Source organism: Knoellia aerolata DSM 18566 (genome assembly GCF_000768695.1).
Taxonomy (GTDB): Bacteria; Actinomycetota; Actinomycetes; order Actinomycetales; family Dermatophilaceae; genus Knoellia; species Knoellia aerolata.
The window spans coordinates 12,819-32,679 of record NZ_AVPL01000026.1; the positions used below are offsets into that span (position 1 = coordinate 12,819).

Genomic DNA, 19,861 nt, shown 5'->3' on the forward strand with positions numbered 1-19,861 from the left:
GCTGAGCCGGGGATGGGGAGGGCGAAGCGCCGACTTTCGCCGGTGGTCACGACCCATCCGAGGGCCGCCGGGGGGGAGGCGCTGCACGGGCCGACTCAGGTGGGTGCGTGGGCAGGTCGACCTCTTGGACGAGCAAGTGAATGCCGAGAACTGTTGGGCTTAACCGGCGGATCTGCTGCGGCCCCATGACGCGAGACACCATGACGCTGCCCAACGGGTCACTGGATGGTGACGTGCACGTGGTCCTTGTGGTTCTGCGTGGTGGAACCGCGGTCGTCCATCGGATCCCAGGTTCCTCCTGGCTCCCAGAATCGCTGGTACCAGATGAGGTACTCGACGTTGTACGAGGCAACATTGGCTTTGATGAAGGCCGCGACGGCGTCGCCTTGGCTCCGTGATGACACCATCAGGTCCAACGCTTGGCCAGTTCCGTGCTCGCCTGCCCCTGCGCGGTAGCCGCCGATCGACGTCAGACCGAATCGTTGCTGGACGGCTGTGCACAAGCGGGCCGCCGACCTATGTACTCCTAGGCCGAGGCACTGTCGTGAGACGCTATCCACCCGCTCGGCTTTGGGCGGGGAGGTCTTGCGTTTGACCGCCGGCGCCTGTGCTCTTGGCCGCATGGGCTGCTGCGCCGGCTTCGGCTTCGGCGTCTGCGTCGGCTTCGGCTTCGGCTTCGGCTTCGGCTTCGGAACTGCCTTTACCCCCGATACTCCTACCGGCGTCGCGCCGATTCGCGCAGGCTTGGCGGGTGCGGACACGGCCCCGCGGGTTGCCGCGGACGCGCGGCCGGCGCTGCGTGAGGCAGCTGAGGGGGCAACTCGTTCGGTGGCTGCCTCAGTAGAAGTGTCCGGCAGCGGCAAGGTGGCTGAGGCGTGGCCCACGGGCAAGCTCAGGAGCGCCATGGACCCACCGATGAGGCCGGCCGCCACCAAAGCCTTGGCGCAGGACGCGATCATCACGCGCGGAGCGCGCCCCGGGACCCGACGTACCGGGCCGTTCGCGCGTCGTCGGCCTGCTGGGTGGGGGGGTTGCACGATCATGCCTTCCGGAGCGGGGCTAAAAACGCGCACCAACGTAACCGCCGCGACGCTGAATGTCACATTGCGGTAACGAGGGCTCCCGACGGCCGAGACGGTCCAACCGACGTCAGCGCCAACATGTCGGCCATGGACACCTTGGAGGGCTGCGCGGCTCACCAGGACTGGCCCTTTACCCTTGGCGTGAGCCCCAAAGGTAGGTGGAGGGCCTCGTTGAGCAAGGAGATAGGTGTGTCACTGACTGATGGCGGCAAGCAGGCTAGGCCCGGCCGGCAGAAGTTGTTGGATCTGCGCCAGCAGCAAGCCCGGCGTGAGCGGCGGCAGCGGTTGATGCTTTGGGGCGCCGCCGTCTCGAGTGTGATGCTCGTGGTCGGGGTGGTTGCGACGGCGCTGATTCTCGACCAGCGGAACACCCCCAGCCTCGGCGCGGTGCAGACGTTCACGCCGGAAGCCGGTCACACCGAGAAACCCGTTACGTACGAACAGTCCCCTCCCGCTGGCGGTGAGCACGCGCCGGTGTGGTTGAACTGTGGCATGTACGACGCCCCCGTGGTCGACGAGAACGCGGTGCACTCAATGGAGCACGGGGCGGTCTGGATCACCTACAGCCCTGACTTGCCCGCAGCGCAGGTTGAAAAGCTGCGCGAGTCGGTTCCCGACACGTACATGGTCCTGTCCCCGTACGAGGGGTTGCCCTCGCCCCTCGTGGCGTCTGCCTGGGGTAAGCAGCTGCACCTGTCCGGGGCGGACGATGCCCGTCTGACGGAGTTCGTCCGTGAGTTCCGACAGGGCAAGCAGGCGCCCGAGCCGGGCGCGCCTTGCACGGGTGGCGTGGACGGTGGGCCCACCTCGTGATGGCGTCCCGCGGCCCTGGCGACGGCAGCGGTCCTGGGCCCTCCGACTTGCCGGAACCCCTGAGCGAGCCCCCAGTCAGTCAGGCACCCGGTCAACCGGCTGGGTCTGAGGCTCCGCGCCCATGGGGACGGCTCGAACGTGCGATGGTCCTGACAGCCTTCGCGTTGATCGCGCTGCTGGCGTCAGGAATGATCGGCTGGGGGGCGTCGCGCACGTGGGCCCACCCCGGGGATCGCAGCGCCGAGGCTGGTTTCGCCCGGGACATGCAGGCCCACCATGCCCAAGCGGTCGAGATGGCCCTCATCATCCGGGACAAGACCTCTGACCCGACATTGCGGGCGATCTCCTACGACATCATCACCACACAGCAGCAGCAAGCCGGGCAGATGTACGGCTGGTTGACCCAGTGGGGACTCCCGCAGACTGGTTCTCACCCAGCCATGACGTGGATGGGCACGTCTGGATCACAGCCGATGACGGACATGATGCATGGCGCAACCCCATCGGCGCCCACGGAAGCACCCTCGCCCGGAAGGATGCCGGGCATGGCCAGTGGCGAGGAGCTTGCGCAGTTTCGCGCCGCCACGGGGATCGCCGCCGAGCGGCTGTTTCTGACCCTCATGATCAAGCATCACAAGGGCGGCGTCGAGATGGCTGACGCCATTCTCTCCCTCTCCGATCGCTCGGAAGTCGTGGCTTTGGCGTCGGCGATCCAGAAGGCCCAGACCGTGGAAAGCGAACAGCTGACGACACTGCTGACGGAGAGGACCGACTCGTGAGGGTGCCGCGGCACCAAGGGCGGCAGCGATGCCTAGTTGCTGACTCCGCCAGCGGGTGCCGGCCACGACGGAGCGCCCGGCCCGCCCGGCGCCCCGCCCCGTCGGGACGTCTCTCGATCGACTGGAGCACTCCCTGATCCGGCCCGCTAACGATCATTTTCGCCTTCTCCTACATCCTGCACTCGATGCTTGAGGTCGACCGCAGAGAGCGCGGAGCGTCGACGTATTGGCGGGTGCGCAAGCCCCGACAACTCCAGACGGACCCAGCCCTTCGGCAGGCGTCGGACGGTCCCTCAACCAAGAATGTCGTTCGGCAAGCTATGCCGATGACGCTACGGTTCGCCGCCGCTGCGGCGGCCGGGCTCGGTTTGGATGCGGCATTTCCAGGGCGGGGCTGGTGGCCCTTGGCACCGGTCAGCTTGGCCGTGCTGTTCCTCCTCCTGCGCGGACGAGGGGTGGCCTTGGCGAGCCTTCTCGGCCTGGTCTTCGGGCTGGGCTTCTTCGTGCCTCATCTGTCGTGGTCCGGAATCTACGTCGGCCCGGTCCCATGGCTGGCCCTGTCCGCTCTGCAGGCGCTATACGTTGCGGCATTCGGCGCGACGGTCGCTGTCCTGGGTCGCCGGGTACGGACACCGTCGATCCAGCTCCTTCTGTGCCCCCCGCTGTGGCTCGCCCAAGAGGCTGCCAGGGGGAGTACGCCTTTTGGTGGATTCCCGTGGGGACGCGTGGCGTTCTCCCAAGCGGACAGCCCTGCCCTGGGCTGGGCGTGGCTCGGTGGCGCGCCGCTCGTGACCTTCGTTGTCGCCGCCGCGGCAGCCCTGTCTGGATTAGCGATGCTGCAGCTGCGGCCTCATCGGTGGGGCGGGCCCGGACACGTCCGTGCCGGGTTTGCACTGCTGGTGGGCGCGGCAACGCTGGTAGCGGCCGGAGCCCCGCTTCTCGCACTCGGGCAGGATGCGCGCTCCGATGGCTTGTCCGTCGCGGCCGTGCAGGGCAATGTCGCAGAACCTGGCCTGGAGTTCAACGCTGAGCGCCGAGCGGTCCTGGCCAACCACGTCGATGGCACGCTTCGGCTGGCTCGGGAGGTCCAGGAGGGACGACGTGCCAAGCCCGACATCGTGCTGTGGCCGGAGAACTCCAGCGACATTGACCCCATCCGGGACGCGGCGGCCGAGCGTGAGATCACCAGGGCAGCAGCAGCGGTGGGTGTACCGGTAGTCGTCGGGGCGGTACTAGCGGAACCGGCACCGAAGGTCTCCAACTCGACGCTCGTCTGGGGCCCGACAGGCCGGGTTGTCGACCGGTACGACAAGCACCGGCCGGTCCCCTTCGCTGAGTACGTCCCGTATCGATCCTTCTTTCGGGCCATCACGCGCACCGTCGACCTGGTTCGTACCGACTTTGCCGCGGGCAACGGTGCCCACATCGTCGACGCCGGTCCAGTGCGCCTCGGGGTGGCGATCTGTTTCGAGGTCGCGTTCGATGACCATTTGCGCACGGCAGTGAAACAAGGTGCGCAGCTCCTGTTCGTCCCCACCAACAACGCCACCTTCGGCCGTACCGATGAAAGCGTGCAGCAGCTCGCGATGTCACGCCTGAGGGCGGTGGAACTCGGCCGTTCCGTGGCTCACGTGTCCACCGTCGGAGTCAGCGCCCTGATCCGGCCGGACGGACGGCTCGTCGTCCGTGGTGGTCACTTCACCACGGAGGTCCTGAGCGCATCACTGCCCCTGTCGACGACGATCACCCCAGCCGTGCAGATCGGCGGCGCACTTGAGATCGCGATCATCGCGACCGGCCTCCTGCTACCGGTCCTGGCCCGCAGCCGGCGCTTACGACCTCGCAACAGCCCGCCACGACGGCTGGTTCATCCCTGCCAGGGCCTGCTGCATCCCTAGACGCACGCGAGGGCACTCGCGCGTGGTTCACACAGAGGAGTCGCGCCAGGCAATCGGGGGCCCTGACTGACCACGACGCCGCATTCGCCAGTTGGCAGACTCTGCAGGTGGTCGTCGTGAAGTCTTAGCTGTTGTTCGCTCCGGCCGCGCTCTCGAAGATTGGGCGCGTGGCTGGTACGGCAGGAGATGCGCCAATACAACGGCTGATTGCCAGTAGTCCCACTGCGGCGGCTTGCTCGTCGCGCGCGTGCGTGTCCTACATCCCCAAGTCGTTAGGAACCTGAGCGGAACACCTATCCGGATCACGGGCACCCAACGAAGACCGGGGTCCTCACAATGAGGGAGCGCACCATGGCCATGTCAGAGGCCCGAGTAGGAGTGCATGCCAACGAAGTACATGTTGACAATGGAGTAGTTGACGATGATGCAAACAAAGCCCGCGACCGCGATCCACGTCGCCGACTGACGTCGCCATCCGCGCGTCACCCGGGCATGCATGTAGGCCGCGTAGACGACCCAGATGATGAACGTCCACACCTCCTTGGGGTCCCAGTTCCAGTAGGAGCCCCAGGCCTGCCGGGCCCAGATGGCGCCGGCGATGAGGGTGAACGTCCACAGCGGGAACGCGACGATGTGCAGCCCGTAGCTGAGGCGCTCAAGGGTGCGCGAGTCGGGCAGTACGCGCAGCAGACCGCGACGCTCACCGAAATGGTCCTTGGCCAGGTAGAGGAGCGCGACGACGAACCCGACGGCGAACAGCCCGACCGAGATGGTGGCGACGGTGACGTGGATGACGAGCCAGATGCTCTTGAGCGACGGCATGAGCTCGGCCGCCTCGGTGTACCAGATCGTGTTGGCGAGCCCGAGCAGGATGAGCACCGGGGCGACCACGAAGACCCCGAGCCAGCGCAGGTCGCGTCGCAGACCCCACACGAGGAAGACCGCCATTGTGAACAGGGCTGAGGCGACGCCGAACTCGAACATGTTACCCAGAGGCCAGCGCTCCACCGACGCACCACGCAGAACGGCCGAGGTCAGCAGCATGAGCGTGCCCAGGATGGCGAGTGTCTCGGCGATCCCTCCGGCCTTGCGGGCCCGCAGCGGCACGTCGGACTCGGTCGCGGGCGCAGCCCCGGCCCCATGCGGCGACGCATCGCCGGACACCGTGCCACCACCCGCGGCGACGAGCTCGCGGTCGACCGCGTCCGCGGGCTCGGCCCGGTCGTCACGCGCCGGGAGCAGCCCGGCGAGGTAGCCGGCATACCCGAGCATCGAGAAGGTGAGCACCGCCATGGCGGAGTAGAGGCTGAGGTTGGCATAGTTCGCCAGGGTCTCGTTGGTCACGTGCGTCGTTCCTTCAGTCGGGTGAGGACGTCCTCGAGCTGCTCGCCCATGCCCTCGTCGTCGTCCTTGGCCAGTCCGCCGATGCTCACTACGGTACGTCCCTCGTCCGGGGCCGGCGCCACCCGCACGAAGACCCGACGCCGCCGGATCGTCAGCGACAGGAGCAGTCCCACCAGCGCCACGAGCGAGGACGCCAAGGTGAACTCCTTGCCCGGGTCGCTGCGGATGGAGATGCCGGCGAACCGCTCGAGCCCGTCGAAGGTGATGGTGCCCTGACCGCCGGGCAACGTGTAGGTCTGGCCCGGCGTGAGCCAGATCCGGAGGAGGCCGGTGCCCGCCTTGTTCTTGAGCTGAGTCATCTCGGCGGTGTCGAGTGAGTAGACCGACTGCGGGCGACCGCCGGGGAACAGGGTCCCTTCGAAGGCCGTCAGGGCGAGAGCCGGCTCGAGCGCATCCGGGAAGATCGAGCGCGGCCCCTGCTCGTCGAGGACGGCCGTGGGCAGGAAGAGCCCGGCGAACCCGAGCTGCTTGCCCACGGCACCCGCGCCGGCGACCTTGACGGCACCGACGGACGTGTAAAGGTTGTCCTGTGCCAGGAACGGTGTCACCTCCGAATAGGTGACCTCGCCTTCGGCATTCTTCACGGTGAGGCGCGGCGCATAGCCGTTGCCGAGCAGGAACGCGGTCCCGCCGCCGGTCTCGAGAGGCCCGTTGACCCGGATGACCTTCTTCTCGACCTTCGCGCCGGGTTCCTTGGTGAAATCGACGTATGCCGTGAAGTCCCGTGGCGACCCGAACTGCCCTTGGCCTTGGACGTCGGTCTCGAACTCGGCGTCGAAGCGGGTGAGCTTCATCGCGAAGGGCTCGAAGTCGGCAGTGTCCACGAGCGGCCCCGGGCTGAGGGTGTCAAAGCGCGCCGCAGTGTTGGCGAACGTCTGCCCCACCGGGATGATGACGTCACCCTTCCACCCGAGCAGGTTTCCCCAGGCCATGCCGAGGATGACGCCGATGAGCGCGAGGTGGAAGAAGAGGTTGCCCGTCTCCTTGAGGTAGCCCTTCTCCGCGGAGACCGTGAAGTTGTCGTGCGAGTGGGTGCGGAAGCGGCTGGACCTGAGCGCTGCCCGGACGTCGCCCAGCACAGCGTCGGGAGACCCGTCAACGGTCACCGAGTTGTGGGCAGCCAGTCGCTCCAGCCGTTTCGGCGCGCGCGGTGGCTGCGAGCGCATGGCCTTCCAGTGGATCTTGGAACGCGGCAGGACGCAGCCGACGAGTGAGACGAGGAGCAGCAGGTAGATGGCGGCGAACCACGGTGAGGCGTAGACCTCGAAGAACCCGAGGCTGTCAAGGATCGGCCCAGCCGTCTCGTGCCGAGCCATCCAGTCCACCGTGCGCACGGCGTCGATGGAGCGCTGCGGGAAGATCGAGCCGGGCAGGGCAGCGACCGCGAGGAGCAGCAGCAGGAAGAGGGCCGTGCGCATCGAGGTCAGCTGGCGCCACGCGAACCGCAGCAGCCCGAGCGTGCCGAGCGTCGGCTGGGCGATACCCTCGTCGCGCCGGGGGTCGCTCGGCTGGGTCGAGAGGCTCATCAGATCGCCACCTTGAAGCCGGAGACGAGCTCCGCCTGAAGCCAGCGGGTGAGGTCTTCCCAGACTCCGGTGAGGAGCAGCAGCCCGACGACGATGAGCAGCCCGCCGCCGACGTACTGGACGGCGCGGTGGTGCTGTCGGACCCAGCCGGAGACGCGGCCGAAGCGTTCGATCCCGGCTGCCGCGAGGATGAAGGGCAGACCCAGCCCAAGGGCGTATGCCGTGGCGAGAGTGACCGCGCGACCGGTGCTCGGGTTCGTGGTCGAGGCTGAAAGGGTCATGACGGCGGCGAGGGTGGGGCCGGTGCAGGGCGCCCAGCCAAGACCGAAGACGGCCCCGACCATCGGTGCCCCGAGGAGCCCGGTCCGCGGGCGCCACGACGGGGCGAGCCGACGCTGTGAACCTGCGCCGGCGCCGAGCCCAAGGAAAACCAGGCCCATGAGGATGATGAACACGCCCCCGACCCGCATGAGCAGCTCACGGTGCACCGTCAGCGAACGGCCGACGGTGGCGACGAAGATCGACCCGAGGACGAACACTGCCGCGAACCCGAGGACGAAGAGCACGGCACCCAAGACCATCCGGCCGCGTGAACGGTGCTCCAGCGCCGTCTCGCTCAGCCCGGTGACGTAGCCGAGGAAGCCGGGGACGAGCGGCAGCACGCACGGCGACGCGAAGGACACGAGCCCGGCGAGGGCCGCGATGAGGACGGCGATGGGTAGGGCACCGGAGGCGATGGTGTCGGTCACGGGGTCAGGACTTCAGCACGTCGTCGATCAGGCCCCGAAGCGTCGCGGCCGACACGACACCGCTGGCACGAGCGGCAACCCGCCCGTCACGGTCGAGGATGAGCGTGGAGGGCGGGCTCGTCGGTGCCTGACGGCCGAAGGCCAGGATGAGGACGCCAGACTCGTCGCTCAGGCTCGGGTAGGTCATGTTCTGCGTCGCCACAAACGCCCGACCGCGCTCGGGGGACTCACGGAAGTCGATGCCCATGAACTGCACCGGCTTCTTGGCTGCCTGGACCTCGGTCCAGACCTTCTCGAGGTCGGGAACCTCCTCGATGCAGGGTGGGCACCACGAGCCCCAGAGGTTGATGACGACGATGTCCTTGCCGCGGGCGGACGTGCTCGACCACTCCGTGCCGTCGAGGGTCGTGCCCTCGAGCGTGATGGGCTTCAACCGCTTGGCGACCGGGATCTGCTCGATCGCACCGTTGCCGGCAATGTAGCCCTTCTGGTCGCCCCGCTTGGCCTGCTCAGCGATGGAGTTGGGATCCGACGAGCAGCCTCCAATGGTTAGCAGAGCAACGCACGAGGCGAGGGCAATGCCAGCGCGGATCACGGCATACCGAGTGGTGTGACGAGTCATGCGCACGCCCCCGAAGGGACGAGGGGCAACGATGCCGCAGCGGGCTCGCTGTAAGCGGGCAACTCGAGCTCGTCTCTGCGGTTCGACAAGGCGTCGGTCTGGGTCATGGCTGAGATTGTCGCAAACGAACCAGAGCGGTCGGTCGGCTGGCGGGCGAAGCAGTCGCAGTCCGTCCGTACGGGTCACCGAGCGCTCCGCGGGTGCGCATGCAGATCACCAGCATGATGCTTCTCCGTTCCGTGTCTTGAGGAGTTGCTCGGTGAGTCCCAACCTTTTGTGACGGCGCCGTAGCGGCGCGGGGCCCACCACTTGGCTTCGCCGGCCAGCCGCATGATCGCGGGGACGAGCAGGGTGCGGACGATTGTGGCGTCGAGGGCGACGGCGAGGGTGAGGCCCACGCCGATCACCTTCAGGGCGGTGAGATCAAAGGCGGCGAGGGCCAAGAAGACGACGGCGAGACCGACCGGGGCGGGCCCGGTGGCGCTTATCCGCAAGGCGCTTGAGTCTTCCTCGATGACGTCGCTGATCCCTCGCATTCGCCCTGGGGACCCTCCTCAAGCACCCCCGCCATTGGGTTGGACGATCAATGGACCTCACGCTATCATCGGGACATGGCGATGACAACGGCGCAAGAAACGGCTGCGGTAGACCTTGGGCTGCGGCGCGGCGCTGCCCTGTTCCACGGCCTCGCGGATCGCAACCGGTTGGCGATCGTTCGGCAGCTCGCCCAGGGGGAGCGTCGGGTGGTGGACCTCACCAAGGCCCTCGATCTGGCCCAAGGCACCGTGTCGGGCCATCTGGCGTGCCTACGTGACTGCGGTCTGATCGTCGGTCGGCCCGAGGGGCGGCAGATGTTCTACGCCATCGCCCACCCCGAGCTGATGGACCTCATCGGCGCGGCCGAGCAGCTGCTCGCCCTGACCGGCGAGGCCGTCGAGCTGTGCTCCACCTACGGCCCCGCCGACACTCACCCCGAGCCCACCCCCACTGCCACCAAGGAAGTAGCACCGTGACGGACGCCTGCGGCTGCGAACACGACGAGCCCCGCAACGACGACGAGCTGGAGGAGCACGAGCCGGACCGGTTGTGGGAGGTCACCGAGCTGCGGTTCGCCGCCCTCGCCGGACTCTTCCTGCTCGCGGGATTCCTTGCCGACCTCAACGACGCCTCCCGGGGCGTGGTGACCGGCCTGAACGCCATCGCGCTAGCGCTGGGGGCCTGGACGTTCGTGCCGAGCACGCTGAAGCGGCTGGCCAGGGGCAAGATTGGCGTCGGCACCCTGATGACGATCGCCGCCGTCGGCGCGGTCATCCTCGGCGAGGTCGCCGAGGCTGCCATGCTGGCCTTCCTCTACTCCATCAGCGAGGGCCTGGAGGAATACGCCGTAGCCCGCACCCGCCGCGGCCTGCGCGCGCTGCTGTCCCTGGTCCCGGCCGAGGCCACCATCCTCCGCGACGGCGCCCAGGTCACCGTGGCCCCCGCGGGGCTCTCGATCGGAGACGTGCTCCTGGTCCGGCCAGGTGAGCGCGTCGCCACTGACGGCGTCATCCGCACCGGCCGCACCGCCCTGGACGTCTCCGCCCTCACCGGCGAGTCCGTACCGGTCGAAGCGGGCGTCGGGGACACCGTCTACGCCGGTTCCATTAACGGCACCGGGGCCCTCGAGGTCGAGGTCACCGCCACCGCCGAGGACAACTCCCTGGCGCGCATCGTCAACATCGTCGAGGCCGAGCAGTCCCGCAAGGGCGACGCCCAGCGGCTGGCCGATCGCATCGCCAAACCCTTGGTGCCCGGAATCATGGTCCTCGCCGCCGTCATCGCGATCGCCGGCAGTCTGCTCGGCGATCCCGCGACTTGGATCGAACGGGCCCTGGTGGTCCTGGTCGCCGCCTCCCCGTGTGCGCTGGCGATTTCCGTGCCGGTCACCGTCGTCGCCGCCATCGGTGCCGCCAGCCGCATCGGCGCCCTGGTCAAGGGGGGCGCCGCTCTGGAGGCGCTGGGCCGGATCCGTGCCGTCGCCCTGGACAAGACCGGCACCCTGACCCGCAACGAACCCGCTGTCGTCGAGGTCGCCACTGTTCCCGGCCGGACCCGAGAGCACGTCCTCGACATCGCGGCCGCCTTGGAGTCCCGCAGTGAGCACCCCCTGGCCCGCGCGATTTTGGCCGCCGTCACCGACCACCGCGATGCCCAGGACGTCGAGGCGGTCACCGGCGCAGGTCTGACCGGCACGATCGACGGCCGGCCGGCCCGCCTGGGGCGGCCCGACTGGATCCCCGCCGGTGAGCTCGCCGGGCCCGTCACTGCCATGCAGGAAGCGGGCGCCACTGCCGTGCTGGTCGAGTACGACGGAGTCGTGATCGGGGCCGTCGCGGTCCGCGATGACCTGCGCCCCGAGGCCGCCGAGGTGGTCGCCCGGCTTCGTGCCAGCGGCTACCAGGTCGCGATGCTCACCGGCGACAACGCATGCACCGCCGCCGCCTTGGCCGCCCAGGCCGGCATCACTGATGTCCACGCCGACCTCCGCCCCGAGGACAAGTCGACCATCATCCGCCGGCTCCGTGAGAGCACCCCGACCGCGATGGTCGGTGACGGAGTCAACGACGCCCCCGCCTTGGCCACCGCCGACGTCGGAATCGCCATGGGCGCCATGGGAAGCGACGTCGCCATCGAGACCGCCGACGTAGCCCTCATGGGTGAGGACCTGCGCCACCTGCCGCACACCCTGACCCACGCGCGCCGCGCCAGGTCGATCATGCTGCAAAACGTTGGCCTCTCCTTGGGCCTGATCGCCATCCTGATCCCGCTCGCCGCCCTTGGCGTGCTCGGCCTTGCCGCCGTGGTGCTGGTTCACGAGATCGCCGAGATCTTCGTGATCGGCAACGGGGTACGCGCCGGACGCGTCCGGCCGCTTCCTCCCGCACCCGCGGCCACGCCCTCGGCGGCCGCGGTGACGGCGGAAGCCACGGCGAGGTGAGCCGTGGGTCCGGCAGGGCCGAGACGCGAGCCCGCTCCGGACGCACATCGGTCCTGCTCGCGGCGGTGACGGTGGGCGCGATCGACTTGACCGCCAAGGCAACATCCGAGGTTCGGCTCGCCGACTCCTCGGTCGACCTCGGACTACTGCAGCTGCAGCTGGCCTACAACTCCGGCGTGGCCTTCAGCATGGGCAACACGCTGCCCGCAGGGGTAGTCGTGGCCGTCACTGCGGCCATCGCCGTAGCGCTCATGGGGTATGCCTGGAACAGGGCGCCCCAGGCAGGGTGGGTCGAAAGGATCGCCGGCGGCTCCGTGATCGGCGGGGCGGTCGCCAACGTTGTCGACCGCTCCCGCGACGGCGTGGTGACCGACTACCTGCACACCGGCTGGTGGCCCACCTTCAACCTCGCCGACACCTTCCTCAGCACCGGCTTCTCCGTGATCGCCCTGCTGCACATTCGCCGCGAACTGACGACGAGTACCCCGAAGCCGATGGAGGACCACCCGCCAGTCATGACAGGCATTGCATGACGACCAACCTGCCGTTCGCCGGCGACCCGGGCCTTGCCGTCGCAACCAGCGAGCACGAACAGTCCTCTGGCTACGAAACAGCCAAGAGCGTCAACGCCGAACAAACGAAGGAGACACGGCCTTGATCACCTCCGCGTTGCAGGCGATTGGCCTGTTCTTGGTCACGAACATCGACGACGTCATTGTTCTGTCCCTGTTCTTCGCACGCGGAGCCCGCCAACGGGGTACCACCACCAAGATCGTCGTCGGGCAGTACCTCGGTTTCGGTGGCATCCTCCTGGCCTCACTCGCGGTGACCTTCGGAGCGGGACTGTTCCTTCCTGACGGCGCCATCCCGTACTTCGGCCTCATCCCACTCCTGCTGGGGGGCTACGCCGCGTGGCAGGTGTGGCGCAACGCGGACGACGACGACAGCGTCGCGGACACGCCGATCAGCGCCCTCACCGTGGCCGCAGTCACCTTCGCCAACGGTGGAGACAACATCGGGGTTTACGTGCCGGTCTTCCTCACCGTCGGCGCCGGCGCCCTCGTCGCCTATTGCGTCGTGTTCTTGGCCCTGGTAGTCGTTCTCGTCCTGGCCGCCAAATTCGTGGCCACCCGCAGGCCGATCGCAGAGGTGCTGGAGCGTTGGGAGCACATCTTGTTCCCGCTCGTCCTCATCGTTCTTGGCCTCGTCATCCTGATCGAGGGCGGCGCATTCGGCCTCTGACCCCTTGGCGGTACGCCGACCGGGCGCAGGCGGGACATGCGCCCGCGGCTTCGCCCGAGACAAGCCGGCCCACCACGCCGACCCAAAGAACTCTGCTCTGGCGCACCTGCTGGCGTCACGAATGATCCGCCGGGGGCGGCGCGGGCACGTAGGCCCACCCCGGGCACGGCAGAGCCGGGCGTGGCCAGCAGGTAGCGCGGCGTTGTCGGGCACGTGAACGACGCGTCGTGGCTGTAGATAGCGAACGCCCACGTGTCGGGTGTGCGCCGGTAGCGCGGAGCTTCTGGAGGATGCTGGGATACGTCCTGTCCGGCGACGTCCGCGGGCCATTGTGGTGCTGAGGGTCCTCTTGGTGGGAGGCTGTGCGGCAAGTGAGGAGCCGCTATGCGCGCCAGCACCATTGGGAATGTGGTCGAACCCGTTGGGACGTGTGGCTGTTGCGGCCGTCAGCGCCGCCGACTCGCTGAGCTCGGGTCGACACCGGGCGTGTACATCTGCCGGGCGTGCGCGCTGTGGGCGTGGCGGCGAGCGTCCCGCCGATGACCGTTAGCCGCTCGGGATGATGTGGCAGACGCCGTCCTCGAGGCAGGCCGAGGGGTCGAGGGTGGCAGCGCGGTTCCGGAGCCGGCGGACCTCCGCCCGGGTCGCCTGGAGTTCGGCGATGCGCTCGTCGAGCGTGGCTGCGTGCCGATCGAGCAGCGCTGTGACATGCAGGCACGGTGGGCCTTGGTCCTCACGGACTGCCATGACGGTGCGGATCTCCGCGAGAGTGAGACCGGCGGCTTGCGCGGCCCGCACGAAAGCCAGCCGGGCAAGGGCAGTCCCGTCGTAGTCCCGGTATCCCGTCGCGGTTCGTGCGGGTCGGGGAAGGACCCCCGCCTGCTCGTAGAAGCGCAGCGCCTTGGTCGTGACACCGGCGCGCTTGGCCAGCTCCCCGATTTGCACCTCCGCAGCCTACAACCTTGACCTTCCCGTGCGCTGGAACCTTTACGGTCTGGTGATGGACAACGAGGGCACGTGGGACCTGGTCGTGATCGGTACGGGTGGCGCAGCGATGGCCGCCGGGATCGAGGCCAGATCACGCGGGAAGTCCGTCCTGCTGGTGGAGCACGGCGTCCTCGGCGGGACGTGCCTCAACGTCGGCTGCATCCCGAGCAAGAACCTGCTCGCAGCCGCCGACCGCCGGCACCAGGCGATGGTCAGCCCCTTCCCGAGCGTCCCGACCGGTGCCGCACTCGTGGATCTGCCGGCACTGATGGCGCAGAAGCATGACCTGATCGACCGACTGCGGCAGGCCAAGTACACCCACGTGGCAGACGCCCACGGTTTCCGGGTCAAGTACGGCCACGCCCGCTTCATCGACCAGGAGACGCTGGAGGTCGACGGCGAGCGGGTCGCCGCCCGAGCCTACGTCGTCGCAACAGGCTCGGCAGCGCACGTTCCGGACTTGGGGGGCATGGACACGGTCGACCCGCTGACCAGCACGACCGCGATGGAGCAGCAGAACCTGCCCGGGTCGATGGTGGTCGTCGGCGGCGGGTACGTCGGTCTGGAGCAGGCTCAGCTCTGGGCCCACTTGGGTGTGCGCGTCACGGTTGTCGGACGATTGGCGCCACACGCCGAGCCAGAGGTCGCCGACGTGCTCCGTGAGGTCTTCGCCGACGATGGCATCACCGTCGTCGAGGAGCGTGCCGTCGCTGTGGAACGCACCGGCAACGGCGACGTTCTGGTCCGGACCGACCTCGGCCACGAAGTGACCGGACACCGACTGCTGATAGCGACCGGTCGGCGCGCGAACACCAACGGCCTCGGGCTGGATGCCGCCGGGATCAGCACCGACGACCGCGGATTCATCACGGTCGACCGGTATCAGCGCACCAGCAACCCGCGGGTCCATGCCGCCGGCGACGTGTCCGGCGCCGCGCAGCACGTGTACGTGGCGGCTCAGACCGGACACGCGTCGGCTGCAGGAGCCCTGGGCCAGCCCACCACAGTCGACTACCGGGGGCTGCCGGCGGTGACGTTCACGACTCCACAGCTGGCCAGCGCAGGGCTTACAGAAGAGCAAGCTCTGGCCGCCGGGTACGACTGCGTTTGCCGGGTCCTGGGCGCGCAGGACATCCCACGGGCCCTCGTCAACCGCGACACCCGCGGTGTCCTCAAGCTCGTCGTAGCCGCGGGCACCGGCAGGGTTCTGGGCGTTCATGCCGCGCTCGACGGCGCCGGGGACGTGATGCTGGCTGCGACCTACGCGATCAAATACGGCCTGACCGTTGATCAGCTCGCCGACACCTGGGCGCCGTACCTGACGATGAGCGAGGCTCTGCGAATCTGCGCCGGCCTATTCCGCAGCGACAAACCGACGAGTTGCTGCGCGTGACCGGCTAGCGGGACTGAGCGTGTCAAGTGAGAAGTAGCCACCGTACCGGGCTGAGCTGACCTCAACTGACGGCGTGGTTCGGATTAGCGCTGTGCTTACATCCGTTACGGAGGTACGGGTGAACCGTGGTCTCATTCAAGCTCGATGAGTGATGGGCCGGACGGTTTGGGGTGGGCGCTGGGCAGGGTTGGGCCGTTGGGCGTGCACGCTTCCGACGACCAAGTGGCGCCGCGGGTCGCGGAGTCCCAAGACCTGTTCTTGACAGCCCTGAATTCGGTGGAGTTGGCCGGAGCGACGCCCATGTTCGCCTGCTGCTCGGGGTGGGACCGCACTGTGACCACCCGCCTGTTGTCCGACGAAGTCGGGCCGCAAGCCGCCTGCGGTCCCATCAACCATGGAGCACACCAGCGCGGACACCCGTTCGACCCGCTCGAGCATCGTCTCGTCATCGCCGTAGGCGACTGCACGACCGCGATCCGCATCAGAGGTTCTCCCCGCTCCGCTGGCCGAGCTGCGCCAGCCGCTCGTTGTAGGCGCGCAGCGCGGCGTCGTCGTCACGGGCGGCCTGGCGGTCGAGCCGGACGGTCTCTTGGCGGTCGCGACGGAACCACTGGCGCGCGACGAGGATCGCGAGGACGAGGGTCGGCGCCTCACCGAAGCCCCACGCGATCTCGCCGGCCCGCTCCTGGTCGGCGAGCAGCGGCGGCCCCCACGGCAGGTTGACCTGCTCAAAGAAGTCCGGCGCAAGGACGAACGTCGTGCCGGTGAGGGCGACCCCGAAGAACGCGTGGAAGGTGATCGTCGCGAAGAGGATGAACAGCAGGATCGCCGGCGACCACTTCGGCGGCCCCGGGTCGATGCCGATGAGCACCCACGTGAAGAGGTACCCGGTGAGAAAGAAGTGGGCCAGCATGAGCAGGTGGCCCGAGTGCGTGGTGAGCGCGAGCTCGAACAGCGGCGACCAGTAGAACGCCGCGAGGCTGGCGAAGAAGAGCACGGCCGCGACGACCGGGTTGGCTAGCACCCGCATGGCGCGCGAGTGCACGACCTGGAGGATGACCTCGCGCGGCCCCCACGTCCGGTCGGGCCGCGTGGGCAGGGCGCGCAGCGCGAGGGTAAGCGGCGCCGCCGGGACGAGCAACAGTGGCACGACCATGGCGACGACCATGTGCATGACCATGTGCACCGAGAACTGGACCCGGCCCCAGATGTCCGGCGCGCCACTGGTCGCCCAGACGAAGGCGAGCCAGCCCAGCGCCCAGAGCACCGTCCGGTGGACCGGCCACGAGTCACCGCGACGGGCCAGGCGACGGACGCCTGCGGCATACACACCGATCGACACCAGGGCGATGGCGACCATGAGCCAGTTGGGGCGCCACGCGGTGAGCCAGTCCGCCGCCGACATCGGCCCCGGGTCGGGGAAGCCGGTGAGGGAGAGCACCGCACTGGCCGCGAGCTCGGTGTCGGGCACCGGCGGAGGGGTCCTGCTGAGGACCGCCCCGAGCCCGAACGCGGCCGCCATCAGGGCCAGCTCGACGAGGACCAGCCGGGCAAAGCCGCGGCCGTCGCGCTCGATGCTGGCGATGACCCGGCGCCGCTGCTGCCAGCCCATCAACCCCAGCGCGACGAGGATCAGCGTCTTCGCGACAACCATGGCGCCGTAAGCAGAGGCGATGCCCTCGATCGAGCCGACGCGGATAACCGCCTGCTGCAACCCCGTGAGGGCGACGGCGGCGTAGGCCCACCCCGCGAGCACCGAGTAGCGCGAGACGGTGGCGCCGAGGTCGGACCCGATGCTCTGCTGCATCACCGCGAGCGCGAGCAGGCCTCCGACCCAAACGCTGACCGCGACGAGGTGCACGCCGAGCGAGTTGACCGCGTCCTCGTGGCTCGCGCTGCCCGCGCTGTGTCCCGTCAGCGCGACGATAACGATGCCGGCCAGTGCCAGGGCGGCCAGCCAGGCGTATGCGGCCCGTGACTGTGCCAGCAGGGCGCCGATCGTCACGGCCAGGGCGGCCCCGGTCGTGATGGACAGCACCCGCGTCGCCTCGAGAGACCAGACGAAGGTGAGGAACTGCCGCGCCAGCTCGGGGTCTGCCAGCCGGAGGCCGGCGAGCGAGGCGAAGGTGAGGAAGGTGCCGAGCCCGGAGGCGACGAACCAGATGAGACCGGTGACCGCGGCGAGCCGGCAGGCCTGCTGTCGTCGCTGCGTGGTGCGCCGCTCCGGCACAAGGAAGGCAGCGAGCAGCAGCAGGCCCAGGGTCATCGCAGAGGCAAGGTCACTGGCGACGCGGGCCAGCGGCAGACCCCAGCGCACGAGCGGCCCCGGGTCGTCGAGCACCAACGGTGCGATCACTCCCGAGAGCGAGGCCGCGACCAGGGTCACCGCCAGCGCACTCAGGGTGACGACGGCGACCGGTCCGGTCGCCGTGCGCGTCTCGACGGCGGTGGAGCTCATGCCCGACAGCCTAGGCATGTAAATGCGGGCTTGGCCCGGCTGCCCCAGCGCCCTGCCGGCCCGGCGAACCCGCCGCACGCAGTGGAGATGGATCGCGGCATGCCATGCGCTTCATCGGCTGCGCCGATTTGCGAGACTCTGGCATATGACCGTCCTGAAGTCTTTGCTCTTGTTCGCCCTCGCTGCGCTCTCGGAAATCGGTGGGGCATGCTGGTCTGGCAAGGAGTTCGCGAACACAAGGGTTGGATCTGGGTCGGCGCCGGAGTTATCGCACTGGGCCTGTATGGGTTTGTTGCCACTCTGCAGGACGACGGGAACTTCGGTCGCATTCTGGCCGCGTACGGCGGCGTTTTCGTTGCCGGATCTTAGCTTGGGGGATGGTGCTGGACGGGTTCAGGCCAGACCGCTATGACGTCACCGGCGCGCTCATCTGCCTCGTCGGCGTTGCGGTCATCATGTACGCCCCCAGGGCCGCATGAGCCACTGCCGCGGCAGGCGTTGACGCCAGGCGAGGTGGTGCCTGCTGGATCACTTCAGCAGCGTCACCCAGTAGTCCCAGAACTGGACCAAGATCAGTCCGGCGATGAGTACGAGCCAAACAATCACCAAGCTGGGGGCATAGGACCCGATGGCCTCCGCCCGCCGTGGGAGTCCGAGTCGGCCGCTCGTGACGTTCTGAGTGGTTGCCGCCACGAACGCGGTGATGGCTGTGACCCACACGACCATGCAGTAGGGACACAGCGCCTCGATGCGATAAAGGCTCTGGAAGATGAGCCAGTGCACGAACACGACCCCGAAGGTGGTCCCGGCCTGGATACCCCACCAGAACCACCTCGGCAGGGTAAGCCGGGTCAGCAGGATCACGCCGATGGTCAGGAGGCCTGTGAAACCGGCGACGCCGAGGATGGGGTTGGGGAACCCGAAGGCTTCGGCTTGGTCGGTGTTCATGACCGAGCCGCAGGACAGCACCGGGTTGATGCTGCAGGAGGGGACGTAGGACGAGTCCTTGAGCAGGGCGATCTTCTCGACGAGGAGGGTGAACGCCGCCGCCAGTCCGACGATGCCGGCGAGCACGAACGACCATGCCGTGCCCCGTCCCGCTTGGGTTCCTGCTTCTGTCTGAACGGGCGATCGGGCCTGCAGGGTCTCAGCCATTGAGCGCGGCGTCGATCTTGTCGCGGAAGTCCTGCGTCGACGTCGGTTCGAGCTTCTTGCCGTTCAGGAAGAAGGTGGGCGTTCCCTGGACGCCGAGGTCGAGACCGTCCTGCCGGTCCCGCTCCACCCTTTCCAGAGTCGCCTTGTCGGCAACGGCCTTGTCGTAGGCCGCCATGTCGAGACCCAGTTCGTCCGCGAAGCCGCGGAACACGGGGGCCTTGGACTCCTGCTGCTCACCCCACGTGGCCTGGGTGTCGTACATGCGCTTGTACATCTCCTCGAACTTGCCCTGCTGGGCGGCGGCTTCCACGGCGACCGCAGAGTTGACCGCGTTGGCGTGGCTGTCAATGGGGAAGTAGCGCACGACGAAGTCGACCTTGCCTGCGTAGGTAGCCCGCATCTCCTCCACGAGGGGATAGGCCGCACGGCACGCCTCGCACTCGAAGTCCAGGAACTCGACGAGGACGACTTTGCCTGTTCCTGCCGCTCCGAGACGGTGGCTGTCGTCGCGCACGAGTTTGCCGGTCGCCGTCCCGGTCGCGGCAGCGTCGGCACGGTCAGAGGGGTTGGCCGTCTTGGCACCAAGGGTCAGGGCAGCAGTGACGAGCGCGACGAATGCCGCTATGACGAGTGACGAGACGATGACGTTGCGTTTCACGGGGCTTGTCTTCGGGGCCTTCATGAGGGACATCTCCAAGGCAGGGCGAAAGGGGCATGGGTTCGGTTCAGCGAACGGGTGAGAGTGGGTTCAGGTTCCGCCCGGGGGCACGGGGTGA

The 19,861-nt window shown here is 68.3% G+C and carries 19 protein-coding genes and 1 pseudogene; 10 read left to right on the forward strand and 10 right to left on the reverse strand.

The annotated features are described in order from the left end of the window. Positions 1-218: 218 nt before the first annotated feature. Positions 219-761 carry a VldE C-terminal domain-containing protein gene (locus N801_RS21575; RefSeq protein WP_156996693.1) on the reverse strand — a complete coding sequence of 181 codons (543 nt, stop codon included), beginning with the start codon at positions 759-761 and terminating at the stop codon, positions 219-221. A gap of 510 nt (positions 762-1,271) precedes the next feature. Here N801_RS21575 and N801_RS10755 point away from each other — a divergent pair. From N801_RS10755 to lnt, 3 genes are all read left to right on the forward strand, one after another. After that, positions 1,272-1,895, forward strand: coding sequence for a thioredoxin-like domain-containing protein (locus N801_RS10755; protein WP_035937586.1), 624 nt, complete (start codon positions 1,272-1,274; stop codon positions 1,893-1,895). Positions 1,896-2,038: 143 nt separating this feature from the next. Further along, the gene (locus tag N801_RS10760) at positions 2,039-2,674 is read left to right on the forward strand and encodes a DUF305 domain-containing protein (RefSeq protein WP_052112860.1); all 636 of its coding nucleotides are present in this window, start codon (positions 2,039-2,041) and stop codon (positions 2,672-2,674) included. A 326-nt stretch (positions 2,675-3,000) separates the two neighbouring features. Further along, positions 3,001-4,572, forward strand: coding sequence for an apolipoprotein N-acyltransferase (gene lnt, locus N801_RS10765; protein WP_211254713.1), 1,572 nt, complete (start codon positions 3,001-3,003; stop codon positions 4,570-4,572). Positions 4,573-4,932: 360 nt separating this feature from the next. Here lnt and ccsB read toward each other — a convergent pair whose 3' ends face one another. From ccsB to N801_RS10790, 5 genes are all read right to left on the reverse strand, one after another. Beyond that, positions 4,933-5,916, reverse strand: coding sequence for a c-type cytochrome biogenesis protein CcsB (ccsB, locus tag N801_RS10770; protein WP_035937540.1), 984 nt, complete (start codon positions 5,914-5,916; stop codon positions 4,933-4,935). Beyond that, positions 5,913-7,502, reverse strand: a complete 1,590-nt coding sequence (gene resB / locus N801_RS10775; protein WP_035937543.1) for a cytochrome c biogenesis protein ResB — start codon at positions 7,500-7,502, stop codon at positions 5,913-5,915. Before resB ends, ccsB begins: the two co-directional genes overlap by 4 nt. Then, positions 7,502-8,251: a cytochrome c biogenesis CcdA family protein gene (locus N801_RS10780; protein ID WP_035937545.1), complete on the reverse strand. Its 750-nt coding sequence runs from the start codon at positions 8,249-8,251 to the stop codon at positions 7,502-7,504. Before N801_RS10780 ends, resB begins: the two co-directional genes overlap by 1 nt. Before the next feature lie 4 nt (positions 8,252-8,255). Beyond that, positions 8,256-8,873, reverse strand: coding sequence for a TlpA family protein disulfide reductase (locus tag N801_RS10785; protein ID WP_035937546.1), 618 nt, complete (start codon positions 8,871-8,873; stop codon positions 8,256-8,258). Between the two features lie 182 nt (positions 8,874-9,055). Beyond that, positions 9,056-9,409 (reverse strand): MMPL family transporter, encoded by a 354-nt coding sequence (locus tag N801_RS10790; RefSeq protein ID WP_035937549.1) that lies wholly within the window; start codon positions 9,407-9,409, stop codon positions 9,056-9,058. Between the two features lie 75 nt (positions 9,410-9,484). On the opposite strand from N801_RS10790, the gene N801_RS10795 reads away from it, so the two are divergent. From N801_RS10795 to N801_RS10810, 5 genes are read left to right on the forward strand one after another with little or no spacing between them, the layout of a single operon-like run. Continuing rightward, positions 9,485-9,886: an ArsR/SmtB family transcription factor gene (locus N801_RS10795; RefSeq protein WP_035937551.1), complete on the forward strand. Its 402-nt coding sequence runs from the start codon at positions 9,485-9,487 to the stop codon at positions 9,884-9,886. Continuing rightward, positions 9,883-11,850 (forward strand): heavy metal translocating P-type ATPase, encoded by a 1,968-nt coding sequence (locus N801_RS10800; RefSeq protein ID WP_035937554.1) that lies wholly within the window; start codon positions 9,883-9,885, stop codon positions 11,848-11,850. Before N801_RS10795 ends, N801_RS10800 begins: the two co-directional genes overlap by 4 nt. Then, positions 11,847-12,383 carry a signal peptidase II gene (locus tag N801_RS10805; RefSeq protein ID WP_052112862.1) on the forward strand — a complete coding sequence of 179 codons (537 nt, stop codon included), beginning with the start codon at positions 11,847-11,849 and terminating at the stop codon, positions 12,381-12,383. Before N801_RS10800 ends, N801_RS10805 begins: the two co-directional genes overlap by 4 nt. Beyond that, positions 12,380-12,508, forward strand: coding sequence for a hypothetical protein (locus N801_RS21775; protein ID WP_281175687.1), 129 nt, complete (start codon positions 12,380-12,382; stop codon positions 12,506-12,508). Before N801_RS10805 ends, N801_RS21775 begins: the two co-directional genes overlap by 4 nt. Next, positions 12,505-13,092 (forward strand): cadmium resistance transporter, encoded by a 588-nt coding sequence (locus N801_RS10810; RefSeq protein WP_035937556.1) that lies wholly within the window; start codon positions 12,505-12,507, stop codon positions 13,090-13,092. Before N801_RS21775 ends, N801_RS10810 begins: the two co-directional genes overlap by 4 nt. A 546-nt stretch (positions 13,093-13,638) precedes the next feature. On the opposite strand, the gene N801_RS10815 is transcribed toward N801_RS10810, so the two are convergent. Next, positions 13,639-14,037, reverse strand: coding sequence for a heavy metal-responsive transcriptional regulator (locus tag N801_RS10815; protein WP_035937560.1), 399 nt, complete (start codon positions 14,035-14,037; stop codon positions 13,639-13,641). A 55-nt stretch (positions 14,038-14,092) separates the two neighbouring features. On the opposite strand from N801_RS10815, the gene merA reads away from it, so the two are divergent. Next, positions 14,093-15,472 (forward strand): mercury(II) reductase, encoded by a 1,380-nt coding sequence (gene merA / locus N801_RS10820; RefSeq protein WP_035937595.1) that lies wholly within the window; start codon positions 14,093-14,095, stop codon positions 15,470-15,472. A gap of 481 nt (positions 15,473-15,953) precedes the next feature. Here the strand turns inward: merA and N801_RS10825 are convergent, their stop codons facing one another. After that, positions 15,954-17,930, reverse strand: a complete 1,977-nt coding sequence (locus tag N801_RS10825; RefSeq protein ID WP_035937563.1) for a bifunctional copper resistance protein CopD/cytochrome c oxidase assembly protein — start codon at positions 17,928-17,930, stop codon at positions 15,954-15,956. Positions 17,931-18,075: 145 nt separating this feature from the next. Here N801_RS10825 and N801_RS10830 point away from each other — a divergent pair. Then, positions 18,076-18,409, forward strand: a pseudogene (locus N801_RS10830) (YnfA family protein). Between the two features lie 49 nt (positions 18,410-18,458). Here N801_RS10830 and N801_RS10835 read toward each other — a convergent pair. Together N801_RS10835 and N801_RS10840 are read right to left on the reverse strand one after the other, a co-directional pair. Beyond that, positions 18,459-19,085, reverse strand: coding sequence for a vitamin K epoxide reductase family protein (locus N801_RS10835; protein ID WP_035937565.1), 627 nt, complete (start codon positions 19,083-19,085; stop codon positions 18,459-18,461). Further along, complete coding sequence (locus N801_RS10840) at positions 19,078-19,767, reverse strand: DsbA family protein (protein WP_211254714.1); 690 nt, start codon at positions 19,765-19,767, stop codon at positions 19,078-19,080. The genes N801_RS10835 and N801_RS10840 overlap by 8 nt, the downstream gene beginning before the upstream one ends. Positions 19,768-19,861: the final 94 nt, after the last annotated feature.